Here is a 23,918-nt window from a genome sequence, read left to right as displayed (position 1 = left end):
TGGAGGGATGAATATGCCGCAAGTAACTGAAGTTGTCAAGTTACGCCGCAGAGTTTTGACAGAAATTGCCCGCCTGGCTTTTGAAGCGAAGCTCAAGCAGGATGTCGATAGTATTTTGTATACAGTAGTAACGGAAGAGGGACCGCGGTATCGCTGTTGCGTGTATAAAGAACGTGCAGTGCTAAAAGAACGTATTAAACTGGCGCTCAGTCAGCCATCTGACCTGGAAATTAACGAAGCGGTTGAAAATGCTTTGAGGGGCAAGATTGCCGATATGCCGGTCATTAACATTATGCCGGTAGCTTGCGATCAATGTCCGATTGACAAATTTATCGTTACAAATGCCTGCCGCAATTGTCTGGCGCATCATTGCATCAATAGTTGTCCGAAGCAGGCGATTATGGTGGTACAGAATCGTGCCTACATTGATAAAAATAAATGTGTCGAATGCGGGATGTGCAAAAAGTCTTGTCCCTATGGAGCCATTATTGAAGTAAATCGTCCTTGTGAGAGTGCGTGCGATCTTGGTGCAATCAAAGCCGGGAAAGATCGCTGCGCTGAAATAGATTATGATAAATGCGTTCAGTGCGGCAGTTGTAAAACTGCTTGTCCTTTTGGCGCCATTAGTGATCGCTCGGCTATTGTTCAACTGATTCAGGCAATCAAAGCCGGAAAAAAGGTATACGCGGTTTTAGCTCCGGCTTTTATTGGTCAGTTCGGTGCTAAAGTAAAACCAAGTCAAGTAGTGGAAGCATTGAAAAAAATGGGCTTTTATGCTGTGGCGGAAGTATCATTGGGAGCCGATATTGTTACACTGGAAGAAACCAAAGAGTTTACCGCTTCTGTTCCCCGGCAAAGAAAATACATGACTACTTCCTGTTGCCCGGCTTTTGTTTCCATGATTGGTAAACATTTGCCGGCAGAAACTAACAGTGTTTCTACTACTGTGTCACCGATGATTGCTATAGGAAAGGTTGTAAAACAGAGAGAGCCGGACGCAGTGGTGGTGTTTGTCGGGCCTTGTACTGCAAAAAAAGCCGAAGCCGAACAATATGAGGGTATTATTGATTATGTGATTACCTTTGAAGAGCTGGCTTGTATGATGGTAGGTGCGGGTCTAAACATGGCTAAAATCAATGAAGCGGTGTTTGAAACGAGTGCTTCACGGGATGGAAACTCTTTTGCCAAGGCCGGGGGCGTAATGCAGTCCGTAATGGATATGGTGGACACCGTTGCTCCGGGGACAGATATAAGGCCGCAAAGCTGTGAAGGTTTACAAAATTGTATGACGGCAATTCAACAAATTATATCAGGAAAATCAGATATTAATTTTATTGAAGGCATGGCATGTGAAGGTGGTTGTGTCGGCGGTCCCGGAGTACTGACAAACATGAAAGTAACCGGGAAATTAGTGGAAAACTTTTCAAAGTCGGCAAAAGCGATTACAGCAGGTGAAAATGAATTCGCTGCAGCTGAAGTTCAATCGGGAGTTCACTGGCATCGGGAGTAGAAAGCAGCGATACTTTGCGTAACAACTCTAAGTATGCTAAAATATTGCCTGTCTTAGATTGTGTGGAGGAGGAGAACAAATATATGTCGGGACACTCAAAATGGGCTAATATTAAACACAAAAAAGGGAAAATGGATGCGATACGCGGTAAGATTACGACTAAAATCGGTCGAGAAATTACAGTAGCCGCTCGAATTGGCGGTGGTGACCCTACGGGAAACATGCGATTAAAATTAGCGCTGCAGAAGGCAAAAGAGAACAATGTTCCAAAAGAAAATATTCAGCGGGCCATTCAAAAAGGCATTGGCGCACTGGACGGCAGCAACTATGATGAATTAACGTATGAAGGGTATGGCCCCGGTGGAGTGGCGATTATTGTTGATATTATGACTGACAATCGCAATCGTACTGCTGCAGATATGCGCCATCTCTTTACGAAATATGGCGGAAATTTGGGAGAGTCAGGCTGCGTATCCTGGATGTTTAAGAAAAAAGGGGTATTTGTTATCGACAAAGAAACCGGGGCTGAGGAAGAAGAACTCATGATGATTGTATTGGAGGCCGGAGCCGAAGATATGAAAACCCATGATGACGAATTTGAAGTAATTGTGGAGCCTGGAGGTTTTGAGACGGTGCAGGCAGCGCTTGAACAGAACAGTATAAAAACTTCAGTCGCGGAAATTACGATGGTTCCTGATACAATGGTGGAACTTAGCGGTGAAGATGCAGAAAAACTGTTAAAGCTGGTAGAGATGTTGGAAGAACACGATGACGTTCAGGAAGTCTACGGTAATTTTGATGTCCCTGAGGATTTGCTATAGTTTCAATTTGTATAAAATTTGTATAAGATTTGTATTTTTTGGTAATAATGGTGGCAACGTGAAAATGAGGAGTTGTTTTCAATGTTGCCACTTTTTAAAGTGAATAAGCGGATGACAATAACTTTGGCCGGAGTGGTATTGGCAGCAGGATTTGTCTGCTATTACTTTTTGCATGTGCCGGACGGGGAGGGAAATAGGTCATTAATTCCCCAGGAAGCTGAGGTTGTTAAGCAGGACACAAAAATTAAAATTTCAGCAGATACCGATATTGTTCAGCGAATACTATATTTGAAATGCAACGATGAAGAAGAATTGCGTACGAAGGCGACGGATAGTCTGATTGGTTTAAATTATTTTCAGGTTCAGAAAATGTACTCGGGGTGGAATATTGATAAATTCGACAATCACGAAGTCGTGATGAGCCTAAAAGTGGATAGCTATTGCCGTGAGCATGCGAACAATATGTTTATTGGGATTAAGGATGGATATGTAGCTGTGTTTAACGGCAAACCCGGTTCCAAAGCTATTGTGAAGGAAGTAACGAAAATTGCGGTGGACAAGCTTCATCCGCAGGATGTGGAAGAATTGAAACGCGGCATGGTTGTAAAATCAAGGGAAGAGTTGTTACGTACATTAGAAGGACTGCAATCAAAATAGAGGGGTAAAATCCCTCTATTTTTTGCTGGTTAGCGGCAAGCTTGTTTACTGCCGGTATGTTAGAACGCTATGGGACTTCTGGCAGGATAAAAAGGGATTGTTTAGGAAGTTGTCGAAGTAACCTAATAAGGGAGGTTGCTTTGATGTTAGCTCTAGGAATTGATCCGGGTACGGCGATTTGCGGTTATGGACTGGTTGAGTTGAAAGGAAGCCATTTACGGGCAGTCGATCAGGGCGCGGTAATTACCAGTTCATCAATGCAGGCAGCGAATCGCCTGGTAATAATTTATAACGCCATTGATGCATTAATAAAAAAATATAAGCCGCACGTACTGGGAGTTGAACAGCTTTTCTTTAATAAAAATGTGCGTACGGCAATGGCTGTGGGACAGGCTCGCGGTGTTATTTTATTGGCAGCAGCGCAAAACGACATCACAATTGCTGAATTCACCCCGTTGCAAGTGAAGCAGTCGGTAGTCGGTTATGGTAAGGCAACGAAGGAACAAGTGATTTACATGACCCAGCGATTGTTGAATTTGCCGGATAAGCCTCATCCTGATGATGTAGCGGACGCACTGGCAATTGCTATATGTACCACGCATTCCCTGTCGATCAATCGGGGACTGAGGTGTTTGCGATGATTGGCTATGTACGTGGCCGCGTGTCACATTTATTTGCTGATTATTGTTTTATTGATGTACAGGGAGTTGGCTATCGGGTTTTTATTGCCAATTCTACACTGAAAAAGCTGACCGTGGGTAAAGAGGCGTCCTTGTTTACCTACTTGCATGTTCGGGAAGACGCTTTGCTGCTCTATGGGTTTGCTTCGGAAGATGAATATCAGCTGTTTTTACAGCTTACATCAGTTGCCGGGATTGGACCGAAAGGAGCACTGGGAATTTTATCGTCCATTACTCCTAATGAGTTTCGCTTGGCCATCGGCAGCCGAAATTTGGCAATGTTAACAAAAATCCCCGGTATTGGCAAAAAAACTGCGGAACGATTAGTGCTGGAATTGAAAGATAAGGTTGGCAGCGGCGGCGAAGCAGAAACGGCACCGGATGATGAAGGAGAATGGGATGGCAAGGATGATCCCTTGTCCCAAGCCGCTCAAGCACTGATTAGTTTAGGGTATAGCCAAGCAGAAATCGGACCTGAATTACAAAAGCTGGGAAAGAAAGGCTATTCAGTGGAACAATTAATCAAGTTAACCCTTAAAGAGTTTGGCAGGAGGTAAGTATGGAGGAACGGATTATTACCGGCCATGAGCAGGATAACGATGGCTGGCAATACAGTCTGCGGCCACGGCGGCTGGTAGAATATATTGGTCAGGATAAAGTAAAACAGAACCTTTCGATTTTTGTACAGGCCGCACTATCCCGGGGTGATGCCTTGGATCATGTATTGTTGTACGGACCTCCCGGCTTAGGTAAAACCACGCTGGCAGGTATAATTGCCAATGAGTTGGGTGTGAATTTTCGCGTTACCTCTGGACCGGCTATTGAGCGGGCAGGAGATTTAGCGGCTTTGCTGACAAATCTTGGTGACAAGGATGTACTGTTTATCGACGAGATCCATCGCTTATCACATAATGTTGAGGAAATATTGTATGCAGCAATGGAGGACTATGCTCTAGATATTATTATCGGGAAAGGGCCAAGTGCCCGATCCGTTCGTCTGGATCTTCCACCGTTTACATTAGTGGGGGCTACGACTAAAGCCGGTGCTTTAGCATCACCATTACGGGATCGTTTCGGCGTAATCTCCCGGTTGGAATATTACACACCGGAGCAGTTGGTGTGCATCGTTAAAAGAGCGGCTGAGATTCTTACGATTGCTATTGAGGAACAGGGAGCTTGGGAAATTGCCAAACGTTCCCGGGGAACGCCCCGGATTGCCAATCGCCTGCTGAAGCGAGTGCGGGATTATGCTCAGATTGCCGGTGATGGCATTATTACTGTCGATATTGCCGACAAGGCTTTAGCGATGCTGGAAGTGGATAAACTGGGATTGGATATTACCGATAGAATGATGCTGCTGACAATTATTGAAAAGTTTAATGGCGGTCCTGTAGGCTTGGATACATTGGCGGCCGCGATTAGCGAGGAAACGGAGACGATTGAAGATGTATATGAGCCATTTTTATTGCAGCAGGGATTCCTGAACCGCACTCCCCGGGGAAGAGTTGCAACTAAAGCTGCATATTTACACCTTGGGATAAAGTACGGCGATTCCTGCGACAGGGAGTGAATGTCGTTGTGTTTGGATTTGATTCTTTTGCTAAAACCTTGATTCTTATTGGTATAATACTGATTATTGTCGGTAGTGTGCTTTACTTTGGCGGAAGGTTTCTCCATTTTGGGAATTTACCGGGAGATATTCAGCTTGAGGGGGAAAAAATTCATTTCTATTTTCCCGTTGTTACTTGTATTTTTCTTAGTATTATTCTTACGATTATCATTAATTTGATTTCTCACCGCTAACAGAGAGGAGAATCATATTGAAACAAAAATCGATATTTTTTTTATTGCCTTTTCTCCTAACCTTTTTTTTACTGTTTCTCTTAACGCCGGTTTCAGCCGCTAAAGGAATAATTGAGCAGCAATCCAGCTTTTCCGCCGAGCCTGCTATACGGGTCGGTATTTGGTCGAATCAGCCTAATATTATCATTTCGTCGGATGCTGATTATGCAATTTTGAATGCTGGTTCCAAGGAGATTATTAAAGAATTTACTGCCAAGGAAAAGGTGAATGTAGCGATTCGGGAAGATGGTATAGCCATTAACGGGGTGGTAGAGCCCAGTAAGAACATCACTGTCAGGCTAAAAAATCAAGATGGTGAACATTTTGTTGAAGTCAATAAACGCCGTTATCGCGGCCAGATTACCATTCACCAGACCCAAGGGAAAAATGGATTAACGGTAGTGAATACCTTACCGCTGGAACAGTATTTATATGGAGTTATCGCCAGGGAAGTGTCTCCCGAATGGCCGTTGGAAGCGGTAAAGGCTCAGGCAGTGGCGGCCCGAACATATGCATTGTACAATTTGGGCAAACATCAGGCGGATGGATATGATGTTTGTTCTACTACAGATTGCCAGTTGTACGGCGGGTTGGAAAGTGAAGCAAGTGGTGCTATACAAGCCGTTAATGATACTTACGGACAGGCAGTGCTTTATCAAGGGAAACTGATTGCTGCCTATTTTCACAGCAATTCCGGTGGGTACACGGAAGACAGTGAAAATGTCTGGGGCACTTACCAACCTTACCTTCGCGGCGTAGTTGATGAAGATCAAAACACACCTCATTTTAAGTGGACAAAGCAATTTACGCCGACGGAATTTGAAGGAATAATGCGACGGTATGGCTATAGTATTGGCAGCTTGCAGGCTTTTCAACTATCGAAGCTTACTTCTCCGCCTGTCAGTGCATTTGACCGGGGAATTTCCGGGCGGATTAAAACTGTTCGGATTATGGGAACAGCGGGGATGGTCGAGATATCGGGTAATAAGCTGCGAAGCATCCTTACACTTGATAGTACTTTGTTTGATATTAGTATCGTTACTCCGGTACCAAAAGCGATTGAGGTTCAGATTACGGATAATACCGGTGATCACGAAAAGAAAAAGATCGAAGTGAATGTACCGGCCAGTCAGGAAAAAGAATTTTTAAATGATAAAGATACTGTGCATCGTCTTACTGGACGCCCTGGTGAAACAATTGTATTCAATGGATTTGGCTGGGGACATGGTCTTGGATTATCTCAATGGGGTGCCAAAGTAATGGCTGATAGAGCCCCCAAAGGCGATACTACATATTTTAAAGAGATATTGAGACACTATTACCAAGGTGTGGATATTATAAAAATATATTAAGTTTAAAGGAGTCTAGTTTGATGTTGCTATCCGATTTTGATTATGATTTACCGGAGAATTTGATTGCCCAGCATCCCTGCGATCCTCGGGATCATTCCCGGCTGCTGGCGTTTAATAGGCAGACCGGAGCTATATCCCATCGAAACTTTTACAATTTACCGGAATATTTAAAACCAGGGGATACCCTGGTTTTTAATGATACAAAAGTAATACCGGCTCGCTTGTTAGGAACTAAGGTGGATACGGGTGGAAAAATTGAAGTTTTTCTTTTAACTCGAAAATCCGGGGATGAATGGGAGACTTTGGTGAAACCGGGAAAGCGGGCCCGGCCGGGAACGGTAATCCGTTTTAGTGATGAATTGAGCTGCGAAGTGCTGTCCACTACAGATTTCGGCGGGAGAATTGTGCAATTTCATTTTAAAAGAATTTTTGAGGAAATCTTGGATAAACTGGGAGAAACACCGTTGCCTCCGTATATCAAGGAACAATTAAAAGATAAAAATCGCTATCAAACTGTCTATGCCAGGGAACGGGGATCTGCTGCTGCACCTACTGCCGGTTTGCATTTTACCCGGGAGCTCATGACCCGGATAAAAAATCAGGGAGTAAATTTGGCCTTTTTAACGTTGCATGTGGGACTGGGTACTTTTCGGCCGGTTAATGTGGATGATATTACGCAGCATGTTATGCATCGGGAGTATTTCTCAATTTCTGCCGATACCGCCAGTTTGATTAATGAAACCAAGCATCAGGGCGGCAGCATTATTGCGGTGGGAACCACAGCAATTCGGACATTAGAAACTGTCGCGAATCAGGCAGGGCTTGTTGAGGCAAAAAGCGGCTGGACAGATATTTTCATTTATCCGGGTTATCAATTTAAATGTATCGATGCAATTGTAACAAATTTTCATTTGCCTAAATCTACATTGTTGATGCTGATTAGTGCTTTTGCCGGCCGGGAAAAGGTATTGGCTGCATATCATGAAGCTGTACGGCAGCAATATCGCTTTTTTAGTTTCGGTGACGCTATGTTTATTTATTAATTCAGGGCAGCGTGAATGAAAACCTGATATAAGGGAGGAGTCAGATTGACTATAGCATACGAACTTGTTAAACGCTGTTCGAAAACCGGAGCCAGGGCCGGCCGTTTATATACACCTCACGGGGTTTTTGACACACCTATCTTTATGCCGGTGGGTACGCAGGCAACAGTAAAAGCGATGTCGCCGGATGAACTCAAACAAATGGGAGCAGGAATTATTTTAAGTAATACGTATCATCTTTATCTCCGCCCCGGCCATGAGCTGGTGGCAGAAGCTGGTGGCCTTCATAAATTTATGCAGTGGGACCGTGGAATCTTAACGGACAGCGGTGGTTTTCAGGTCTTTAGTTTAGGCCCTTTGCGAAAAATCACGGAGGAAGGGGTTACTTTTCGTTCCCACCTTGACGGGTCAAAGCACTTCCTGTCACCGGAAAAAGCCGTGGAAGTTCAGATGGCCCTAGGGGCGGATATTATCATGGCTTTCGATGAATGTGTACCTTATCCTGCTGAATACGAATACGCCAAAGCATCGACTGAGCGTACCTCCCGCTGGGCTGAACGTTGTCAGACAGCACACACCAGAAAGGACCAAGGTTTATTTGGTATTGTTCAGGGCGGAATGTATAAAGAACTGAGAACAATGAGCGCTCAGGCATTGGTTGCAATGGATCTTCCCGGCTATGCGATTGGCGGACTGAGTGTCGGAGAACCAAAACCGTTGATGTATGAGCTTCTTGAGCATACGGTACCTCAATTACCGGAAAATAAACCCCGTTATCTTATGGGAGTAGGCACACCGGATTGTTTGGTAGAGGGTGTAATGCGCGGTATTGATATGTTTGATTGCGTATTTCCAACCCGGGTTGCTCGCAATGGCACGGTTATGACCGGAAGAGGACGGTTAGTTGTGAAAAACGCCGAATATGCCCGGGATTTTCGCCCGATAGAGCCGGAGTGTGACTGTTATACCTGCCGGAATTTTTCTCGTGCCTATATCCGGCACCTTCTTAAGACAAATGAAATTTTTGGCTTACGATTAACGACTACTCATAATTTGTATTTTTTGCTGAATTTTATGCGAAAAATGCGACAGGCTATTTTAGATGACAGATTTGTTTCTTTCCGGCAGGAGTTCTGGGAACAATATCAATCGTACTAAAGAGGATTTAGCTGGAATATGTGGAATAGAAGAAAGATTAAATATTAGGAGGTTGAGTTAATTGCCAGAATTGTCCCCTGACGTAATTACTACACTGGTTCAATACGGACCAATTATTTTGATGGTGGTAATTTTTTACTATTTGCTGTATCGACCCCAGAAGAAAGAACAGCGAAAGCGCAGCGAAATGCTGGACAGTTTAAAAAAGGGCGATCGTATTGTTACCATCGGTGGAGTTCATGGTACGATTACTGCCCTTACGGACAAAATGGTAACGCTGAAAGTTACCGAAAAGGTTGAAATCGATATATCCCGTTCTGCCGTTGCCAGTCATCAGAGTACTGCTAAAAATGGTACAAATAAATAATTGTCGCAGAATGTCATTGGATTCAACTACCCTAGCGAAAATTAACCTGCGGCAGGATTTACTGACTGCTCGCCGCTCGCTTGCTGCGGCAGTTGTTGAAAAAAGCAGCCAATGTATGGCACGGCACTTATTCGATTGGATTTTGTATCAGCAAGCAAAAACGGTAATGATATATTTGTCAATGCCGGACGAGCCGCAAACGGAAGCAATTATTTCCCATGCCTGGGGAAATGGCAAATCGATTTGTGTTCCTTATTTAAGGGAAACTCCGGGCTTGATGGATGCAGCACTTATCAGCAATATGAGTGAACTGACAGAAGGCCGGTTCGGCCTGAAAGTTCCTGCTCCCAATCGGTTACAATTTATTGCTCCCGGGAACATTGAACTGATACTTATTCCGGGAGTGGCTTTTGATGTTTTTGGCAACCGCTTAGGTATGGGCGGCGGTTATTATGACCGTTTTCTGCCGCAGGCTTCCTCAGCTGTTTTGATTGGCGTTTGCTGGCAATCTTATGTTTTGACCAACCTTCCAACTGCTAAACATGATCGGCCGGTGCATTTTTTACTAACGGAAGCGGGCATATTAAGTTGTGGTAAAGGCAAAATGTAACTGTCATTACATTTTGCCTTTACTCTACGGGGAAAGAGCACTTTCCCGAAACTGGTTCTCTGCTGTTAGTTTTTTTGCATCTACCTTCATAGCAATTGTGAGGAGGATTCCATATGCCTATTATTACGGTGGCGGAATTAAAAAAAGATCATGAAGTCAGTGTTTATCTAAACCGCAGCACTTTGTATTTAGGACAGTTAGGATTCACGGAACACGGTCAACGCCATGCGGCGATTGTTTCTGATCGGGCATACGAGATTCTGCAGCAGTTGGATTATAGCGAACGGGATTGCCAGATTGCTGCTATTGCCGGATATATCCATGATATTGCCAATATGGTTAACCGGTTTAATCATGGCGGCACTGGTGCAGTTATGGCCCATCATATTTTATCCCGGCTTCAATTGCCGCCGGAGGAAATTGCTTTGGTCATTTCAGCCGTTGGCAACCATGAAGAAGAAAGAGGCAACGCTGTCAATCATGTAGCTTCCGCTTTAATTTTAGCCGATAAATCGGATGTATATCGCACACGTGTTACTAATAAGGATTTTGCTACCTTTGAAATTCATGACCGGGTGAATTATGCTGCCGAATGCAGTATTCTTCTGGTAGACAAAGTGGCGCGTACTATTACATTAGAATTGACTATTGATACTAAAATATGTCCGGTCATGGAATACTTCGAAATTTTTTTGGCACGAATGGTTATGTGCCGCAGGGCTGCTGAATTTTTAGAATGCCGCTTTGGTTTGGTTATTAATGGAAACCGTTTATTGTAGTTCGTTGACATTGCCATAACATTCTAGTTATAATGACTATATATGTTAGGATTAGAGAAGAATGGGGGAGACATCTTTGAGATGGGGGAAATTGTCTGGTTTTATTGCAGTAGTCGTTGCGGTATTAGCCGTTTTTGGCTATTGTATTTCGCCCCTGGCAAATTCGCTGAAACAAGGGCTTGATTTGCAAGGAGGCACTCACGTTGTGCTGGAAGCGGTGGATACGCCTGAGGCCAAAGTGGATGAAGATGCCGTGCAGCGGGTGGTTAAGATCATTGAACGGCGGGTAAATGAACTAGGTCTTACCGAACCAGTGATCCAACGGCAGGGAGAGCGACGGATTATTGTTGAGCTTCCTGGGGTTAAAGATCCTGATAAGGCGATTGAAATGCTGGGGAAAACCGCATTGCTTGAGTTTCAGGATGAGAGCAACATTACGGTGATGACCGGTAGTGATCTGAAAGATGCGAAAGCGCAAATTGATCAGTCCAAACGTAATTTGGTTTCTCTGGAATTTTCAAACGAAGGTGGAAAAAAGTTTGCTGATTTGACAGCAAAAAATGTCGGCAAGCATATTTCTATTTTATTGGACAAGCAGGTGCTTACCAGCCCGGTGGTTGAAGAACCCATTTCCGGCGGGAAAGCTGTGATAACCGGCAACCGTTCGATTGAGGAAGCGCAGAATTTAGCAATTTTGCTGCGTTCCGGTTCTTTGCCGGTAAAAGTTGAGGTTCTGGAAACCAGAACAGTAGGACCGACATTAGGGCAGGATTCGAAAGCGAAAAGTATATTTGCTTTTGAGATTGGGATCGCATTTATTGTCCTGTTTATGCTATTCTTTTATCGGTTATCCGGATTTGTTGCTAATATTGCTTTGATTTTGTATTTGATGCTTTTGCTGGTTTCCTTGAGAATGCTGAATGCAACACTGACCTTGCCGGGTATAGCCGGCATTATTCTGGGATTAGGGATGGCAGTTGACGCCAATGTGCTGATTTTTGAGCGCTTTAAAGAGGAATACCGGGCAGGAAAAACGCTGCGGACTGCTATGGATGCGGGATTTACTCGCGCTTTTGCGACGATATTTGATTCCAATGTTACCACTTTACTTGCTGCTGTTGTTTTATTTTTTCTGGGCACCGGCCCCATAAAAGGCTTTGCCATTACCCTTGGCTTGGGTATTGTTTTAAGTATGTTTACGGCAATTACGATTACACGATTTATGCTGCGAATGCTGATGCATGCCAATATATTTAAAAATGGCAAAATTTTTGGGGCGTAGGGGGCTGATGAAATGAAATTCAATATTATAAGTAAGCGGTACTGGTTTTTTCTGCTCTCTGCGCTGATTATTCTTCCTGGGTTAATTTCAATTGCAGTACAGGGATTTAACTTAGGTATAGATTTTACAGGCGGAACTTTATTGGATTTGAAATTCAGCCGCCCGGTATCAGTGGCAGAGGTGCGGGAAGTATTAAAGGATGAACAGCTGGAAAATAGTACGATTCAGTTAGCTTTATCGGATCAATCTGAATCGGCTGAAAATGTTTTTATTCGGACGCGGGTTCTTTCCGAAAATGAACGCAAGGTAGTATTGGATAATTTTCAACAAAATATCGGCAGTTTTGATGTGCTCCGTGTCGAAAAAGTGGGTGCAACGATTGGTTCGGAACTTACCAGAAATGCTATTCTTGCGGTAGTCATATCCTGGATTATTATGATTCTGTATATTACGTATCGCTTTGAGTTTAAATTTGCTGTATCAGGTATTGCAGCGTTAGTCCATGACATTCTTGTAGTTTTGGGTATCTTTTCGCTGCTGCAAAAAGAAGTGGATGCAACATTCGTTGCGGCATTGCTTACGATAGTAGGGTATTCAATTAATGATACAATTGTTATTTTTGATCGAATTCGGGAAAATTTAAAAACACACCGTAAGACGGAGAGCTTTCAGGATTTAGTCAATCGCAGCATTTGGCAAACAATGACCCGGTCTATTTATACGGTTGTCACTGTTTTGTTTGCTACTGTTGCTTTATATTTCTTTGGCGGCGAGACGACTAAGACTTTCTCTCTAGCTTTGATTATCGGCTTTACGAGTGGGTGTTATTCTTCCATCTGCAACGCCAGTCCAATTTGGGTTACCTGGAAGGAGATCTCCGATCGCAAGCGCCTGGCTGTAAAAACAAGAGGATCGAAATAATTCTAATTGATTGAAAGGCTGTTGCTTAAAAAGCAACAGCCTTTTTGATTCACCATCCGATCGCTATTCTAATATCATAATAGCGACAAAGGCAGGTGAATCATCATGTGGATGCTGTTGACTGCTATCTATCTTGCCATTGCCCATATCGCGGGCGACAATATTGCAGTAGTACCTGATATGGCTGCAAATATCGGATCGGATATCTATATAACTTCTGTTTTTGCCTACATTCTATTTGGATCGATAGTAGCCGGTTTAGCGGCTTGGATTGGCGTCAGAACCGGGTTGGAATTAACTTGTGTGGTTAAACGATTGTTTGGTTATTCAGGGAAAAAAGTGATGGCGATAACTATTTTATCGATTTGCCTACCTGCCAGCGCTCTTACCGGGGGATACTTTGCCGGCTGGATTTTGTTTACCGTTACCGGCATTCCTCTGTGGTTAGGAATGCCGATATGTATTATCACCTTTTCTTTATTGGCTGCCGGATATGGTAAAGAACTATTAAAAATTTCTAATTATGTTGCATTGTTATTGGTGCCAATTCTTTTTATTACACTTTATGGCTATGGGGTGCCATCATTTAGAAACGTACCGATGGGAGGGCATGTTGATTGGTTGCTTGTTTGTGCTTTAATTGGCTATAATGTCGGCGGAATGCGTCCAGCTTTAGTTGTTGAGGCGGCTGCACAACTAGCCTGCCAAGGCTATAAGGCAATAGCCATGGTTGTCCTGGCTAAATTATTTGAAGGAGTCATAACATTGGCGGCGGCTCATGTTATTCTTATTACCGGATCCCAAGGACCCTTAGCGTTGGTTCAAGCAGTTGGTCATTTCTGGGGGGCGTTTGGTATGCTGCTGTTCAATTTTATTTTGTTGTGCGCCTTTATCAATACCATGGCGCCGGCCATGCTGGTGAATGCAAAACAGATCAGCATTCTGACCGGATTGTCATATTGGCCGGCAATGTGCTTTGCCGGAGCTGCCGTAGGAGTGTGCAGTTTCGTAAGGTTCGACATTATATTGCAGTTAATGAGTTATACCGGGGTCATTATGGCAGTGTTTATTGGGTATACGGTATATTTTTTACATAAATATGGAATTAAATAGTTATAATGATACTGACAGCATGTGTTAAGGAAGGACAACACCTTGATTATAAAGTTTGCCGCAATGTTTATCATGATGACAGGCCTTGTTTGTACCTTACTACCAAGGCTTCCCGGAACGATTATTATTTTAGTGGGTCCTCTGCTATATGGATTGGCTTTTGGCTGGGAAAACTATCATTTTTATATTGTTCTCAGTTTAGTGTTGCTCATGCTGTTAGCGGAAGCAGGCGGAAGATTATTACGTATTTATCTAACGCGGTCAGCTGCTGTCTCCAGAATTTTTAGTACGGATACTACTATCGGTAATGCTGCAGGAATAGTTGCCAGTGATGCCATATTCGGTACGGTGTTTGGCACACTGCTGTGGGAAATGGTTGTAGGTAAAACATTGCTGCCCCGGTTTAATACAGTCGCTAGAGTCCTGTTTCGGCTGGCGGCGGCGGCAGCGCTTCGGTTTGCTTGTGGTTTGCTCATGATTTCCATTGTGGTGATGTATATTTTTTAAGGTACAAATATACGAGAAGAACTAACCCAACAGGTACTGATTAAAGCGGCGTGGATTGAGTGCAGGGAGTGCTGTAGCTAACCAGCACTTTTTCTTTTTGCATCCGGCAGGATTATGGCGTTGCATTCAAGAATTAGTTACAATTAAATAAACAATTTATATATAATAATTGGCATACAGGCGGCGAGTTAACGCCTTTCTTTTTTGATGACTTTTCCAGTTTGCATAAAATGAAAGAATTGGATATAATTTTTCATATTAGGGAGAATGTATGACTAAAATACATAAGCGATGGAGTTTTTTAGCAGATCACTCAGATTTAGCTGAAAAATTGGGCACCCAGCTGCGAGTTTCTAGAATCGTTGCGGAAGTTTTGATAAACAGGGGACTTACCAATTTGAGGGAGGCCAAAGCATTTTTATACGGTGGAGAGGAGTGCTTAGAAGATCCGTTTTTACTGCGCGATGTCGAAAAAGCTGCCAAACGGATTATTTTAGCGTTAAATAAGCAGGAAAAAATCACTGTTTATGGTGATTACGATGCAGATGGAATTACGTCGACAGCCTTATTATACAGAGTCCTTGACGATTTGGGAGCCCGGGTGGACTATTATATTCCGGATCGGCAAAGCGAAGGTTATGGATTGAACGGTGGTGCACTGGAAGAACTTCATTGTTCCGGAACTACGCTGCTGCTTACGGTAGACTGCGGTATTAGTGCTGTGGATGAGGTTGCTTTATTAGCGGGGAAAATGGATATCATTATAACCGATCATCATCGACCGCCGGAAATTTTACCGGCAGCATATGCTATTGTCAACCCCCAGCAAAAAAAATGTGATTATACTAATAAAGATTTGGCGGGAGTAGGCGTAGCGTATAAGTTATGCCAGGTTTTATGCCAAATGTTAAATCAGGCTGCTGGAGCGTTATTACAGTATTTGGATTTGGTTGCCATCGGTACAGTGGCGGATATTGTTCCCCTGTTAGGCGAAAACAGAGTGTTGGTTAAAATGGGGCTGCGCTTGTTGCCGTTGACAAAAAATATAGGCTTACAGGCATTATTGAAAGTCTGTGGTTTAGATAAAAATATTGATGCCGGTAAAGTTGGCTTTGTCATCGGTCCTCGCCTAAATGCCGTAGGGCGTGTAGGCCGGGCCGATGCGGGAGTGGAATTGCTGCTTACTGAAGATCAAAGCGAGGCAGCGAAACTGGCAGCTAAATTGGAAGAGGAGAATACTCAGCGGCAAGCTTTAGAACTGTCTATTCTTGCCGAAGCAGAGAAACTTCTTGCCAGGATGAATGTTGAAAAGGCCAAAGTGATAGTATTGGCCGGTGAAAATTGGCATCCCGGTGTGATTGGTATTGTGGCGTCACGAATCGTCGATAAATATTACCGGCCGACCGTAATCATTAGTGAAAAAGACGGTATCGGTAAAGGTTCCTGCCGCAGTATACCCGGATTTGATTTATACAGTGCTTTACAGTCGTGCGAAGGGATATTGCTGCGGTTCGGTGGACATTGTATGGCTGCGGGATTAACGATTCTTTCCTCCAATATTGACGAGTTGAGAAAGCGGCTGAATAATATTGCCGAACGGGTACTAACAGAGCAGGATTATATCCCGGAGCTGCAGATTGATTCCACTGTAATGCTCGATAAAATGGATACTGCTTTTTTAGAACAACTGACATGTCTTGAACCATATGGTATGGGAAATTCCCGGCCGGTATTTGCCTGTCAGGGGATAATTTTGACCGACGTATATAAGATGGGACAAAGCAAACAGCATTTGAAAGGCAAAGTGATTCAGGGAAATCATAGTAAAAGCGTTGTTGGCTGGGGGATGGGATTTTTAGCGGAAGAACTGCAGCTCAACCAGCCGGTTGATATAGCATTTAACCCCGGATTTAATGACTGGCAGGGGCAGCGAAGTGTTCAATTGCGGGTCCACGACATACGACACTCTGTTGCGGTAAAACCGGCTAAATGTGATAGCCGGCGTGATTCTGCCAGGCTTGTAATCGGTCAGGTTTATTTGGTATTAAAACATTCTCCCGGAAGCAGCCAGGGCATTACTGCAACGAATAAAGAAATTATGCAGGAAATTCGACTGAGATATAAGACTGTTCTTTCTGAGCGGGGTATTGATATATCACTGACAGTTTTACAGGAATTGGGGCTGGTTCGGCAGTATGAAACGGGTGGAAGCAGGATTATCACGTTACTTGCACCACCGGCGGAAAAATTGGATATTACTTGTTCAGCGACTTTTTCTGAGGGAATGCTGCAGTATGAAATTTCGTAATTATGATGGCAACGATACGAGGAGATGATGCGATGAATTATGGCGACAAGATCAGGACGATTTTGGATTTTCCGGGAAAAGGTGTCAGCTTTAAAGATATAACAACCTTATTAAAAGAAGGAACAGCTTTTCATCAAGCGATCGCTGAAATGGCCAGGCCGTTTAAAGAAACGGGTATTGATGTCGTGGTTGGGCCGGAGGCACGGGGGTTTGCCATCGGAGCGCCTGTTGCTTTTGCTTTGCAAGCCGGATTTATTCCGATTCGCAAACCAGGTAAATTACCGGCCGCTACTTTGAAATATAGTTATGATTTGGAGTATGGCAAAGATTCATTAGAGATTCATCAGGATGCTATTCAACCGGGACAAAAGGTATTGATTGTTGATGATTTATTAGCGACCGGGGGAACTACCCAGGCTGCTATTCATCTGGTTGAGCAGCTCGGCGGAAAAGTGGCAGGCTTATCATATTTGATTGAGTTGTCATATCTTGGCGGACGTCAATTGCTTTCTGATTATAACATTGTTTCCTTGGTTATATATTAATCTTTGTTAGAATGGAAGCCGCAGGAGATGTACATATGGGAAGCAATAAAAGCATAAGCATCGAAGAGATAATGAATCAAATATTGTCCTATCAGCCGGATGCACCGCTATCTTTAGTCAAGAGAACCTATGATTTTGCGCGAAATGCTCATACCGGTCAATTCCGTGTTTCAGGGGAAGAATATATTTTTCATCCCCTAGGAGTAGCAAAAATATTGGCTGATTTACAGATTGACGCAATCACTATCAGTGCCGCATTACTCCATGATGTGGTGGAAGATACGGCCATTACGATGGAAGAGATCGAAAACAAGTTTGGCAGTGAAGTTGCCCGACTGGTTGACGGGGTTACCAAGCTGAGCCGTATTGAATATAAATCCAAGGAAGAGCAGCAGCTGGAAAATTATCGTAAAATGTTTCTGGCTATGGCAAAGGATATACGGGTGGTACTGATTAAACTAGCCGACCGCCTTCATAATATGCGGACGCTTAAATATATGCCGGAAGCCAAACAGCGCCGGATTGCCCGAGAGACACTGGAGATTTTTGCCCCGTTGGCACATCGGTTGGGAATATCAAACATAAAATGGGAGTTAGAAGATCAATCTTTTCGGTTTTTAGAACCGGAAAAGTATTATGAATTAGTTGAGAAAGTAAAGCAGAAACGCCGTGAGCGGGAGCAGATTGTAAACGAAGCAATTCATTTACTGGCTGAACGATTGGAAATTGTTGGCATAAAAGCGGAAATTCAAGGACGCCCCAAACATTTTTTCAGCATCTATAAAAAAATGCGCAAGGGGAATAAAGATTTAAGTGAAATCTATGATCTGTCGGCGGTTCGAATTATTGTGGACTCGGTAAAAAATTGTTATGGCGCACTAGGTGTTGTACATACCATGTGGAAGCCGTTGCCGGGCCGGTTCAAAGATTATATTGCCATGCCAAAGTCCAATATGTATCAATCCCTTCATACAACAGTGATTGGAACCGAGGGGCAGCCTTTGGAAATCCAAATCCGAACTTGGGAAATGCATCGTACATCCGAATACGGTATCGCCGCTCACTGGCGGTATAAGGAAGGCGGCAAGGGAGCAGACAAAGGCTTCGAGCAAAAATTATCCTGGCTGCGCCAGTTGCTGGAGTGGCAGCAGGATTTACGGGATCCGAGAGAGTTTATGGAAACGTTGAAGCTGGATGTATTTGCCGATGAAGTCTTCGTGTTCACACCACGGGGTGATGTGGTCGATTTGCCTGCAGGATCAATTCCAATTGATTTTGCCTATAGGATTCATACCGATGTCGGGCATCGCTGTGTAGGAGCAAGAGTTAACGGTAAGATGGTTCCTTTAGAATATAAGCTGGTGAATGGCGATATTATCGAAATTATCACTACCAAACAAAGTAATGGCCCTAGTCGTGACTGGCTGAACATTGTCGCTTCGTCTGAAACTCGCAATAAAATCCGCCAGTGGTTCAAAAAAGAAAAACGAGAAGAAAATATCAATAAAGGGCGGGAACTGCTTGAACGGGATAGTAAGAGACTGGGCTATGACTGGCGGGAATTGACGAAAGGTGATCGTCTGAATGAGATTGCCAAAAAATTTAATCTTACGGGAGAAGAGGATGTGTATGCCGCCTTAGGTTACGGCGGAGTTACCGTGCACGGAGTCATGACGAAGCTGATTGAAGCGTACAATAGGGAATTAAAACGTACGACTCCGCCGGATTTATCTCAGCTCTTAACTGAGCTAAAGCCCAAACATACAAAAAGCAAAGCCAGTCATGGCGTCTTAGTCGAAGGCGAATCAGGCGTATTAGTTCGCTTGGCGCGGTGCTGCAATCCTGTTCCCGGTGATGCAATTATTGGTTATATCACCAAAGGCCGGGGCGTTTCGGTCCATCGTGCGGATTGTACCAATATATTGAATCAACCCGAAGAATATGAGCGGATGATAGAGGTAAATTGGGATATTACCTCGGAAAACGTTTATAAGGTTACGATAGAAGCCATTTGTATGGACCGGCCGGGAATGCTTACTGATTTAATGATGATTCTTTCCGAGGGTAAAACGAATATTTCTTCGGTTAATGCCAGAACTCATAAAAACAAAACAGCAACCATTACATTAAGTATGGAAATTCGAAATTTGGTCCAACTAGAGAATATAATGACTAAAATGCGGCGATTAAAAGATGTTTATAGTGTTTACCGGGCGGCGCCAAACTTAGGGGGAGCAGGATGAGAGCTGTTATCCAACGTACTGATAAGGCCAGTGTTACTGTAGAGAAACAGTTGATTGCTCAAGTAGGCAACAGTTTAACGGTGCTATTAGGCATTAGCAGCGATGATACCGAACAGGATTCCCGCTATTTAGCGGAAAAAATTGTAAATTTACGTATCTTTTCCGACACGGCGGGAAAAATGAACTTATCTCTGCTTGATGTCGCCGGAGAGTTGCTAGTAGTTTCTCAGTTTACTTTGATGGGAGATTGCCGGAAAGGACGCCGTCCCAGCTTTGCTGCTGCTGCTGACCCTGAGGTAGCAAAGAAATTGTATTTGACTTTTATTCATTTTTGTGAGGAATTCGGTGTTCGGGTTTCACATGGACAATTTCAGGCAGAAATGATAGTTCGCTTAGATAATCATGGCCCGGTAACTATTCTTTTGGATAGTAAAAGAAATTTTTGAGGAGTGCAGATATGAAAGTCATAAAACTTCAAGTCGGCTATATTGGCACCAATTGTTATATTGCTTATTGTGAAAAAACATTACAGGCTGCTATAATTGATCCTGGCGGCAATGCGGAAGAAATCAGCGCTGCGCTCAATCGCAACCGATTATCTGTTGCTTATATAATCAATACCCATGGACACGCCGATCATATTTTAGCAAACGATACGCTAAGGCAGGCGACGGGTGCACCGGTGCTGATTCATCAGCAGGACGCCGATATGCTGACAAATGCGCAGCGTAATTTATCTATGTTTATTAGCGGCAGCAGTGTTGCCGTACAGCCTGCGGACCGTTTGTTGGCTGAGGGAGAATTGATCCATGTAGGATCTTTTACCTTTAAAGTATTGTACACGCCGGGGCATACTCCCGGAGGAATTAGTTTGTTAACGGAGGATGTTGTTTTTTGCGGTGATACTTTATTTGCTGAGTCGGTCGGCCGTACAGATTTCCCCGGCGGATCTTACAGTCAATTAATTGCAAGCATTAAAGAAAAGTTGCTGGTCTTGCCGGATGAAATAAAAGTGCTTCCCGGACACGGCCCGGCTACGACGATTGGCTGGGAACGTAAAATGAACTCATTTATTCAGTGATGGATATGCAGGTGAGATAACGGTGAAGTTTCGCGAAAATTGGACTAAAATTCTAATCGTTTTATTGTTTATTGGACTATTAAGTCAGGTGACTTCAATTTATTTGCCACTTATTGCCGCAGTGGTATTATCGTTTATATTAAATCCATTGGTCGGTTATCTTTGCCGTATTCGGTTATGGCCTACTCACTTATACATGGCGCGGGGAGCAGCCGTGCTCTTGGCTTTTTGTTGTGCGATTTTATTGGCAGTGGTAATTGGAACATTTGTATTATTGCCTTTTATCAACGAATTTGATAAATTTGTCATTAATTTACCATCACTAATAAGTAAAATCCAGGATATCAGTAAAATAATTCAAATTCATGTCAGTTCGGTAACTGTTCCGGAAAATCTTTCCAATATGGTAGAACAGATCGTGTCCAGTGCAGCTGCTTATTCCATAGACTTGACGAAAAGAATCATAAATGCGGTATTCAGTTTTGCAACCAGGATTATAGAGCTGATTGTGGTGCCGGTTTTAACTTACTATTTTCTGAAAGACTGGCAGGTACTGAAAGAATCCTTTGTTGCGAATTTTGCTATTGAGAATCGGGAAAAGGCTCGCAGAATTATTGACGAATTGGCTGCTGTTGTCAGTGGATATATTCGGGGACAGTTTTTAGTAAGCATCACTATCGGTTTCACGGTTTTCTGCGGGATGTATTTATTAGGGGTGGAATACCCGTTAGTTTTAGGATTGTTAGCCACTCTTACGGAAACGATTCCCATTATTGGTCCGATTATCGGGGCGGCCCCGGCGATACTGTTAGCTTATCTAGGCTCTCCATCATTGGCTTTAAAAGTCCTGATTTTTTTTATAGTAGTTCACCAAATCGAAAATCACGTCATTGTACCCAATATTATGGGACATACCATTGATTTGCACCCCACCACTATCATTATTAGTTTATTGATAGGGGGGCAGATGTTTGGAATTGTCGGGATGATTTTGGCAGTCCCGGTCGCAGCCTTGCTGAAAGTGCTCATCAGACACCTGTGGGACCAATAGCCTGTCGATTTTTAGTATGCTGGATACGGTGTTATTCAGTAATAAGTGAAAGATAGGTGACAAAATGAAAATTAATATGGATGACCTAAAGAAAAAATTTCATGAACGTCAGTATAAATTGACGCCGCAACGTCAAATTATTCTACAGGTTTTTCTCGATCATCATGATGAACATCTTTGTGCGGAAGATGTTCATATGATTGTTCACCGTCAATCCAGCGAAATTGGGCTAGCAACAGTTTACCGTACGTTGGAAGTATTAAGCGATTTAGACGTTTTACGGAAAATGGATTTTGGTGACGGGCGCAGCCGCTATGAAATCAATGAGGCCGATACACCTCATCAACATCATCATTTGATCTGTCTTTCCTGCGGTAAGGTAAAAGAGTTTGAGGATGATTTATTGGAAACGCTCGAGACAGTTATTTCCCGTAATAGTAATTTTAAGATCGTGGATCATCAAGTTAAATTTTATGGTTATTGCCAGGAGTGCCAGAAAAATAGTGAGAATTAACTGGTTTAGCGTAAATCATCCTTATGCTCAGCTGGCAGATGCCGTTAAGCAGATCATGGCACTGTTTCAAGTTGCAGAGAATCAGGAATGTCATGACTGTATTGTTGAGAATCGGCAAGACCTGTCGCCAGGTGTTGTCAGCGTGCAGAATCGAATTGAAAATGACGGCAATATTTGCGTATCGACTCAATTGCTGTTCCGTTCCGATGATGGCTCCTTGCAAACGATCTATCGACATGCCTCTTCCGACTGTACAGCTGAAACACCCCAGGCCGCCGCTAATCGTCTCGTCCGGCTGAACCTTTTAGACGGAATGCGTGCTATAACCGGGATTAACCCTGGCCCATGGGGAATTCTGCGCGGCGTTCGACCGACCAAAAGGATACACCGCTTATTGGATCAGGGGATGTCTCTGCCTGAAATTCGCCAGCAACTAAATCGGGATTATGGGGTGGATGCAGCAAAGATTGATTTGATTATAGATATTGCCCTCCGCCAAAATCAAATTTTATCCGGTGTGGACGATGACGACAATATGATTAGTATTTATATTGGGATCCCTTATTGTCCTTCCCGCTGCCTGTATTGCTCTTTCCCTGGCTCTATATTACCGGAGCAAGAACAGGTGGAAACATTTTTACGGGCATTGGAGCAGGATATGGATCGGGCGGCGGAAATCATTCAACGATATGATTTAAAGGTTCAGAATATTTATATAGGAGGCGGAACGCCTACTAGTTTACACAGCGATGATTTTGCCTGGCTGCTTGATTCGGTAACAGAGCGGTTTGTGACACAGGATTTACATGAATTTACGGTGGAAGCCGGTCGCCCGGATAGTATTACTGACGGAAAAATCAAGATTATGGAGCATTACGGGATTACACGCATAAGCGTCAATCCACAGACCATGCAGCAAAAAACTTTAAAACTTATTGGACGAATGCATACTGTACACGATATAATAAACATATTCGGTAAAATTCGCTCATCGGGTATTCCGGTGATCAATATGGACATTATTGCCGGGTTGCCGGGGGAAACTATCCAGGATATGCGAAATACATTGGAACAAATTTATTTGCTTGGTCCGGATAATCTTACAGTACATACTTTGGCCTTAAAAAAGGGATCAGCACTTAAGGCCGACAGTATGGAGGAGCACAAGTATTTGCTGCCGGATTCGATAACTACGGCAGCAATGTTAAACAGCGCCGGTTCTCTTGCTTGTAAAATGGACATGCAGCCTTATTATTTATACAGGCAGAAATATATGACGGGTAATTTAGAAAATATAGGATACACAAAACCTGGGGCTGCCTGTTTATACAATATTCAAAGCATGGAAGAACGCCAAATTATTATTGGCATAGGGCCGGCTGCGGCTACGAAAGCGGTAAACCGGAAAGCCGGCAATCTAACAAGTTGTTATAATGCCAAGGATGTTACTACATATATTAAGAATCTGGATATTTATCTGAGCAGGCGCCAGATGCTTGTAGCGAAATTGTTTGATGACAGCGAGGAGGAGTAG

The 23,918-nt window shown here is 43.5% G+C and carries 25 protein-coding genes; all 25 read left to right on the top strand.

Annotation, left to right across the window (positions count from 1 at the left end; translation table 11 throughout):
- Positions 1-13: 13 nt before the first annotated feature.
- The 25 genes from ABFC84_07610 (at position 14) to hemZ (ending at position 23,918) form a co-directional block, all read left to right on the top strand.
- Positions 14-1,510, top strand: coding sequence for a 4Fe-4S dicluster domain-containing protein (locus tag ABFC84_07610; GenBank protein ID MEN6412615.1), 1,497 nt, complete (start codon positions 14-16; stop codon positions 1,508-1,510).
- A gap of 83 nt (positions 1,511-1,593) precedes the next feature.
- Positions 1,594-2,331: a YebC/PmpR family DNA-binding transcriptional regulator gene (locus ABFC84_07605; GenBank protein MEN6412614.1), complete on the top strand. Its 738-nt coding sequence runs from the start codon at positions 1,594-1,596 to the stop codon at positions 2,329-2,331.
- Between the two features lie 81 nt (positions 2,332-2,412).
- Positions 2,413-2,988 (top strand): BofC C-terminal domain-containing protein, encoded by a 576-nt coding sequence (locus tag ABFC84_07600; protein ID MEN6412613.1) that lies wholly within the window; start codon positions 2,413-2,415, stop codon positions 2,986-2,988.
- Between the two features lie 143 nt (positions 2,989-3,131).
- Positions 3,132-3,629, top strand: coding sequence for a crossover junction endodeoxyribonuclease RuvC (gene ruvC / locus ABFC84_07595; GenBank protein MEN6412612.1), 498 nt, complete (start codon positions 3,132-3,134; stop codon positions 3,627-3,629).
- A complete protein-coding gene (gene ruvA, locus ABFC84_07590; GenBank protein MEN6412611.1) occupies positions 3,626-4,225 on the top strand; it encodes a Holliday junction branch migration protein RuvA in 600 nt (199 codons plus the stop codon). The genes ruvC and ruvA overlap by 4 nt, the downstream gene beginning before the upstream one ends.
- Positions 4,226-4,227: 2 nt before the next feature.
- On the top strand, positions 4,228-5,238 hold the full coding sequence (gene ruvB / locus ABFC84_07585) for a Holliday junction branch migration DNA helicase RuvB (GenBank protein MEN6412610.1): 1,011 nt from the start codon (positions 4,228-4,230) through the stop codon (positions 5,236-5,238).
- Between the two features lie 8 nt (positions 5,239-5,246).
- On the top strand, positions 5,247-5,471 hold the full coding sequence (locus ABFC84_07580) for a DUF2905 domain-containing protein (protein MEN6412609.1): 225 nt from the start codon (positions 5,247-5,249) through the stop codon (positions 5,469-5,471).
- A 17-nt stretch (positions 5,472-5,488) separates the two neighbouring features.
- A complete protein-coding gene (locus tag ABFC84_07575; protein ID MEN6412608.1) occupies positions 5,489-6,862 on the top strand; it encodes a SpoIID/LytB domain-containing protein in 1,374 nt (457 codons plus the stop codon).
- A 20-nt stretch (positions 6,863-6,882) separates the two neighbouring features.
- On the top strand, positions 6,883-7,905 hold the full coding sequence (gene queA, locus ABFC84_07570) for a tRNA preQ1(34) S-adenosylmethionine ribosyltransferase-isomerase QueA (protein MEN6412607.1): 1,023 nt from the start codon (positions 6,883-6,885) through the stop codon (positions 7,903-7,905).
- Between the two features lie 45 nt (positions 7,906-7,950).
- A complete protein-coding gene (gene tgt, locus ABFC84_07565) occupies positions 7,951-9,063 on the top strand; it encodes a tRNA guanosine(34) transglycosylase Tgt (GenBank protein ID MEN6412606.1) in 1,113 nt (370 codons plus the stop codon).
- A gap of 61 nt (positions 9,064-9,124) precedes the next feature.
- A complete protein-coding gene (gene yajC, locus ABFC84_07560) occupies positions 9,125-9,430 on the top strand; it encodes a preprotein translocase subunit YajC (GenBank protein MEN6412605.1) in 306 nt (101 codons plus the stop codon).
- 10 nt (positions 9,431-9,440) lie between these two features.
- The gene (locus tag ABFC84_07555) at positions 9,441-10,040 is read left to right on the top strand and encodes a 5-formyltetrahydrofolate cyclo-ligase (GenBank protein MEN6412604.1); all 600 of its coding nucleotides are present in this window, start codon (positions 9,441-9,443) and stop codon (positions 10,038-10,040) included.
- A 113-nt stretch (positions 10,041-10,153) separates the two neighbouring features.
- Complete coding sequence (locus tag ABFC84_07550) at positions 10,154-10,819, top strand: phosphohydrolase (GenBank protein MEN6412603.1); 666 nt, start codon at positions 10,154-10,156, stop codon at positions 10,817-10,819.
- 61 nt (positions 10,820-10,880) lie between these two features.
- Positions 10,881-12,101, top strand: a complete 1,221-nt coding sequence (gene secD / locus ABFC84_07545; GenBank protein MEN6412602.1) for a protein translocase subunit SecD — start codon at positions 10,881-10,883, stop codon at positions 12,099-12,101.
- 12 nt (positions 12,102-12,113) lie between these two features.
- Positions 12,114-13,022 carry a protein translocase subunit SecF gene (gene secF / locus ABFC84_07540; GenBank protein MEN6412601.1) on the top strand — a complete coding sequence of 303 codons (909 nt, stop codon included), beginning with the start codon at positions 12,114-12,116 and terminating at the stop codon, positions 13,020-13,022.
- Positions 13,023-13,127: 105 nt separating this feature from the next.
- Positions 13,128-14,135: a hypothetical protein gene (locus ABFC84_07535; protein ID MEN6412600.1), complete on the top strand. Its 1,008-nt coding sequence runs from the start codon at positions 13,128-13,130 to the stop codon at positions 14,133-14,135.
- Positions 14,136-14,210: 75 nt separating this feature from the next.
- Positions 14,211-14,642, top strand: coding sequence for a DUF456 family protein (locus ABFC84_07530; GenBank protein MEN6412599.1), 432 nt, complete (start codon positions 14,211-14,213; stop codon positions 14,640-14,642).
- Between the two features lie 271 nt (positions 14,643-14,913).
- Entirely contained in the window at positions 14,914-16,950 is a 2,037-nt protein-coding gene (gene recJ, locus ABFC84_07525) for a single-stranded-DNA-specific exonuclease RecJ (protein ID MEN6412598.1), read from the top strand.
- 5 nt (positions 16,951-16,955) lie between these two features.
- A complete protein-coding gene (locus ABFC84_07520; protein MEN6412597.1) occupies positions 16,956-17,495 on the top strand; it encodes an adenine phosphoribosyltransferase in 540 nt (179 codons plus the stop codon).
- Positions 17,496-17,530: 35 nt separating this feature from the next.
- A complete protein-coding gene (locus tag ABFC84_07515; GenBank protein ID MEN6412596.1) occupies positions 17,531-19,738 on the top strand; it encodes a bifunctional (p)ppGpp synthetase/guanosine-3',5'-bis(diphosphate) 3'-pyrophosphohydrolase in 2,208 nt (735 codons plus the stop codon).
- Positions 19,735-20,184, top strand: a complete 450-nt coding sequence (gene dtd / locus ABFC84_07510; GenBank protein MEN6412595.1) for a D-aminoacyl-tRNA deacylase — start codon at positions 19,735-19,737, stop codon at positions 20,182-20,184. The genes ABFC84_07515 and dtd overlap by 4 nt, the downstream gene beginning before the upstream one ends.
- A gap of 11 nt (positions 20,185-20,195) precedes the next feature.
- Positions 20,196-20,819, top strand: a complete 624-nt coding sequence (locus ABFC84_07505; protein MEN6412594.1) for an MBL fold metallo-hydrolase — start codon at positions 20,196-20,198, stop codon at positions 20,817-20,819.
- A 22-nt stretch (positions 20,820-20,841) separates the two neighbouring features.
- Positions 20,842-21,870 carry an AI-2E family transporter gene (locus tag ABFC84_07500; protein ID MEN6412593.1) on the top strand — a complete coding sequence of 343 codons (1,029 nt, stop codon included), beginning with the start codon at positions 20,842-20,844 and terminating at the stop codon, positions 21,868-21,870.
- A gap of 64 nt (positions 21,871-21,934) precedes the next feature.
- Positions 21,935-22,384 carry a Fur family transcriptional regulator gene (locus ABFC84_07495; protein MEN6412592.1) on the top strand — a complete coding sequence of 150 codons (450 nt, stop codon included), beginning with the start codon at positions 21,935-21,937 and terminating at the stop codon, positions 22,382-22,384.
- Positions 22,374-23,918, top strand: a complete 1,545-nt coding sequence (hemZ, locus tag ABFC84_07490; GenBank protein ID MEN6412591.1) for a coproporphyrinogen dehydrogenase HemZ — start codon at positions 22,374-22,376, stop codon at positions 23,916-23,918. Before ABFC84_07495 ends, hemZ begins: the two co-directional genes overlap by 11 nt.

Source organism: Veillonellales bacterium (genome assembly GCA_039680175.1).
Classification (GTDB): Bacteria; Bacillota; Negativicutes; order JAAYSF01; family JAAYSF01; genus JBDKTO01.
The sequence above is the reverse complement of the archived record's forward strand: the minus strand, read 5'-3'. Positions and strand labels throughout refer to the sequence as shown.

Excerpts from the sequence above, each read along its gene's own strand:
- ABFC84_07515 (MEN6412596.1), top strand. The coding sequence starts at position 17,531 with ATGGGAAGCAATAAAAGCATAAGCATCGAAGAGATAATGAATCAAATA.
- ABFC84_07535 (MEN6412600.1), top strand. The coding sequence starts at position 13,128 with ATGTGGATGCTGTTGACTGCTATCTATCTTGCCATTGCCCATATCGCG.
- ruvC (MEN6412612.1), top strand. The coding sequence starts at position 3,132 with ATGTTAGCTCTAGGAATTGATCCGGGTACGGCGATTTGCGGTTATGGA.
- secD (MEN6412602.1), top strand. The coding sequence starts at position 10,881 with ATGGGGGAGACATCTTTGAGATGGGGGAAATTGTCTGGTTTTATTGCA.
- ABFC84_07550 (MEN6412603.1), top strand. The coding sequence starts at position 10,154 with ATGCCTATTATTACGGTGGCGGAATTAAAAAAAGATCATGAAGTCAGT.
- ABFC84_07555 (MEN6412604.1), top strand. The coding sequence starts at position 9,441 with ATGTCATTGGATTCAACTACCCTAGCGAAAATTAACCTGCGGCAGGAT.
- recJ (MEN6412598.1), top strand. The coding sequence starts at position 14,914 with ATGACTAAAATACATAAGCGATGGAGTTTTTTAGCAGATCACTCAGAT.
- ABFC84_07495 (MEN6412592.1), top strand. The coding sequence starts at position 21,935 with ATGAAAATTAATATGGATGACCTAAAGAAAAAATTTCATGAACGTCAG.
- ruvA (MEN6412611.1), top strand. The coding sequence starts at position 3,626 with ATGATTGGCTATGTACGTGGCCGCGTGTCACATTTATTTGCTGATTAT.
- ABFC84_07530 (MEN6412599.1), top strand. The coding sequence starts at position 14,211 with ATGACAGGCCTTGTTTGTACCTTACTACCAAGGCTTCCCGGAACGATT.
- queA (MEN6412607.1), top strand. The coding sequence starts at position 6,883 with ATGTTGCTATCCGATTTTGATTATGATTTACCGGAGAATTTGATTGCC.
- dtd (MEN6412595.1), top strand. The coding sequence starts at position 19,735 with ATGAGAGCTGTTATCCAACGTACTGATAAGGCCAGTGTTACTGTAGAG.
- ABFC84_07520 (MEN6412597.1), top strand. The coding sequence starts at position 16,956 with ATGGCAACGATACGAGGAGATGATGCGATGAATTATGGCGACAAGATC.
- ABFC84_07605 (MEN6412614.1), top strand. The coding sequence starts at position 1,594 with ATGTCGGGACACTCAAAATGGGCTAATATTAAACACAAAAAAGGGAAA.
- ABFC84_07505 (MEN6412594.1), top strand. The coding sequence starts at position 20,196 with ATGAAAGTCATAAAACTTCAAGTCGGCTATATTGGCACCAATTGTTAT.
- ABFC84_07610 (MEN6412615.1), top strand. The coding sequence starts at position 14 with ATGCCGCAAGTAACTGAAGTTGTCAAGTTACGCCGCAGAGTTTTGACA.
- ruvB (MEN6412610.1), top strand. The coding sequence starts at position 4,228 with ATGGAGGAACGGATTATTACCGGCCATGAGCAGGATAACGATGGCTGG.
- secF (MEN6412601.1), top strand. The coding sequence starts at position 12,114 with ATGAAATTCAATATTATAAGTAAGCGGTACTGGTTTTTTCTGCTCTCT.
- ABFC84_07600 (MEN6412613.1), top strand. The coding sequence starts at position 2,413 with ATGTTGCCACTTTTTAAAGTGAATAAGCGGATGACAATAACTTTGGCC.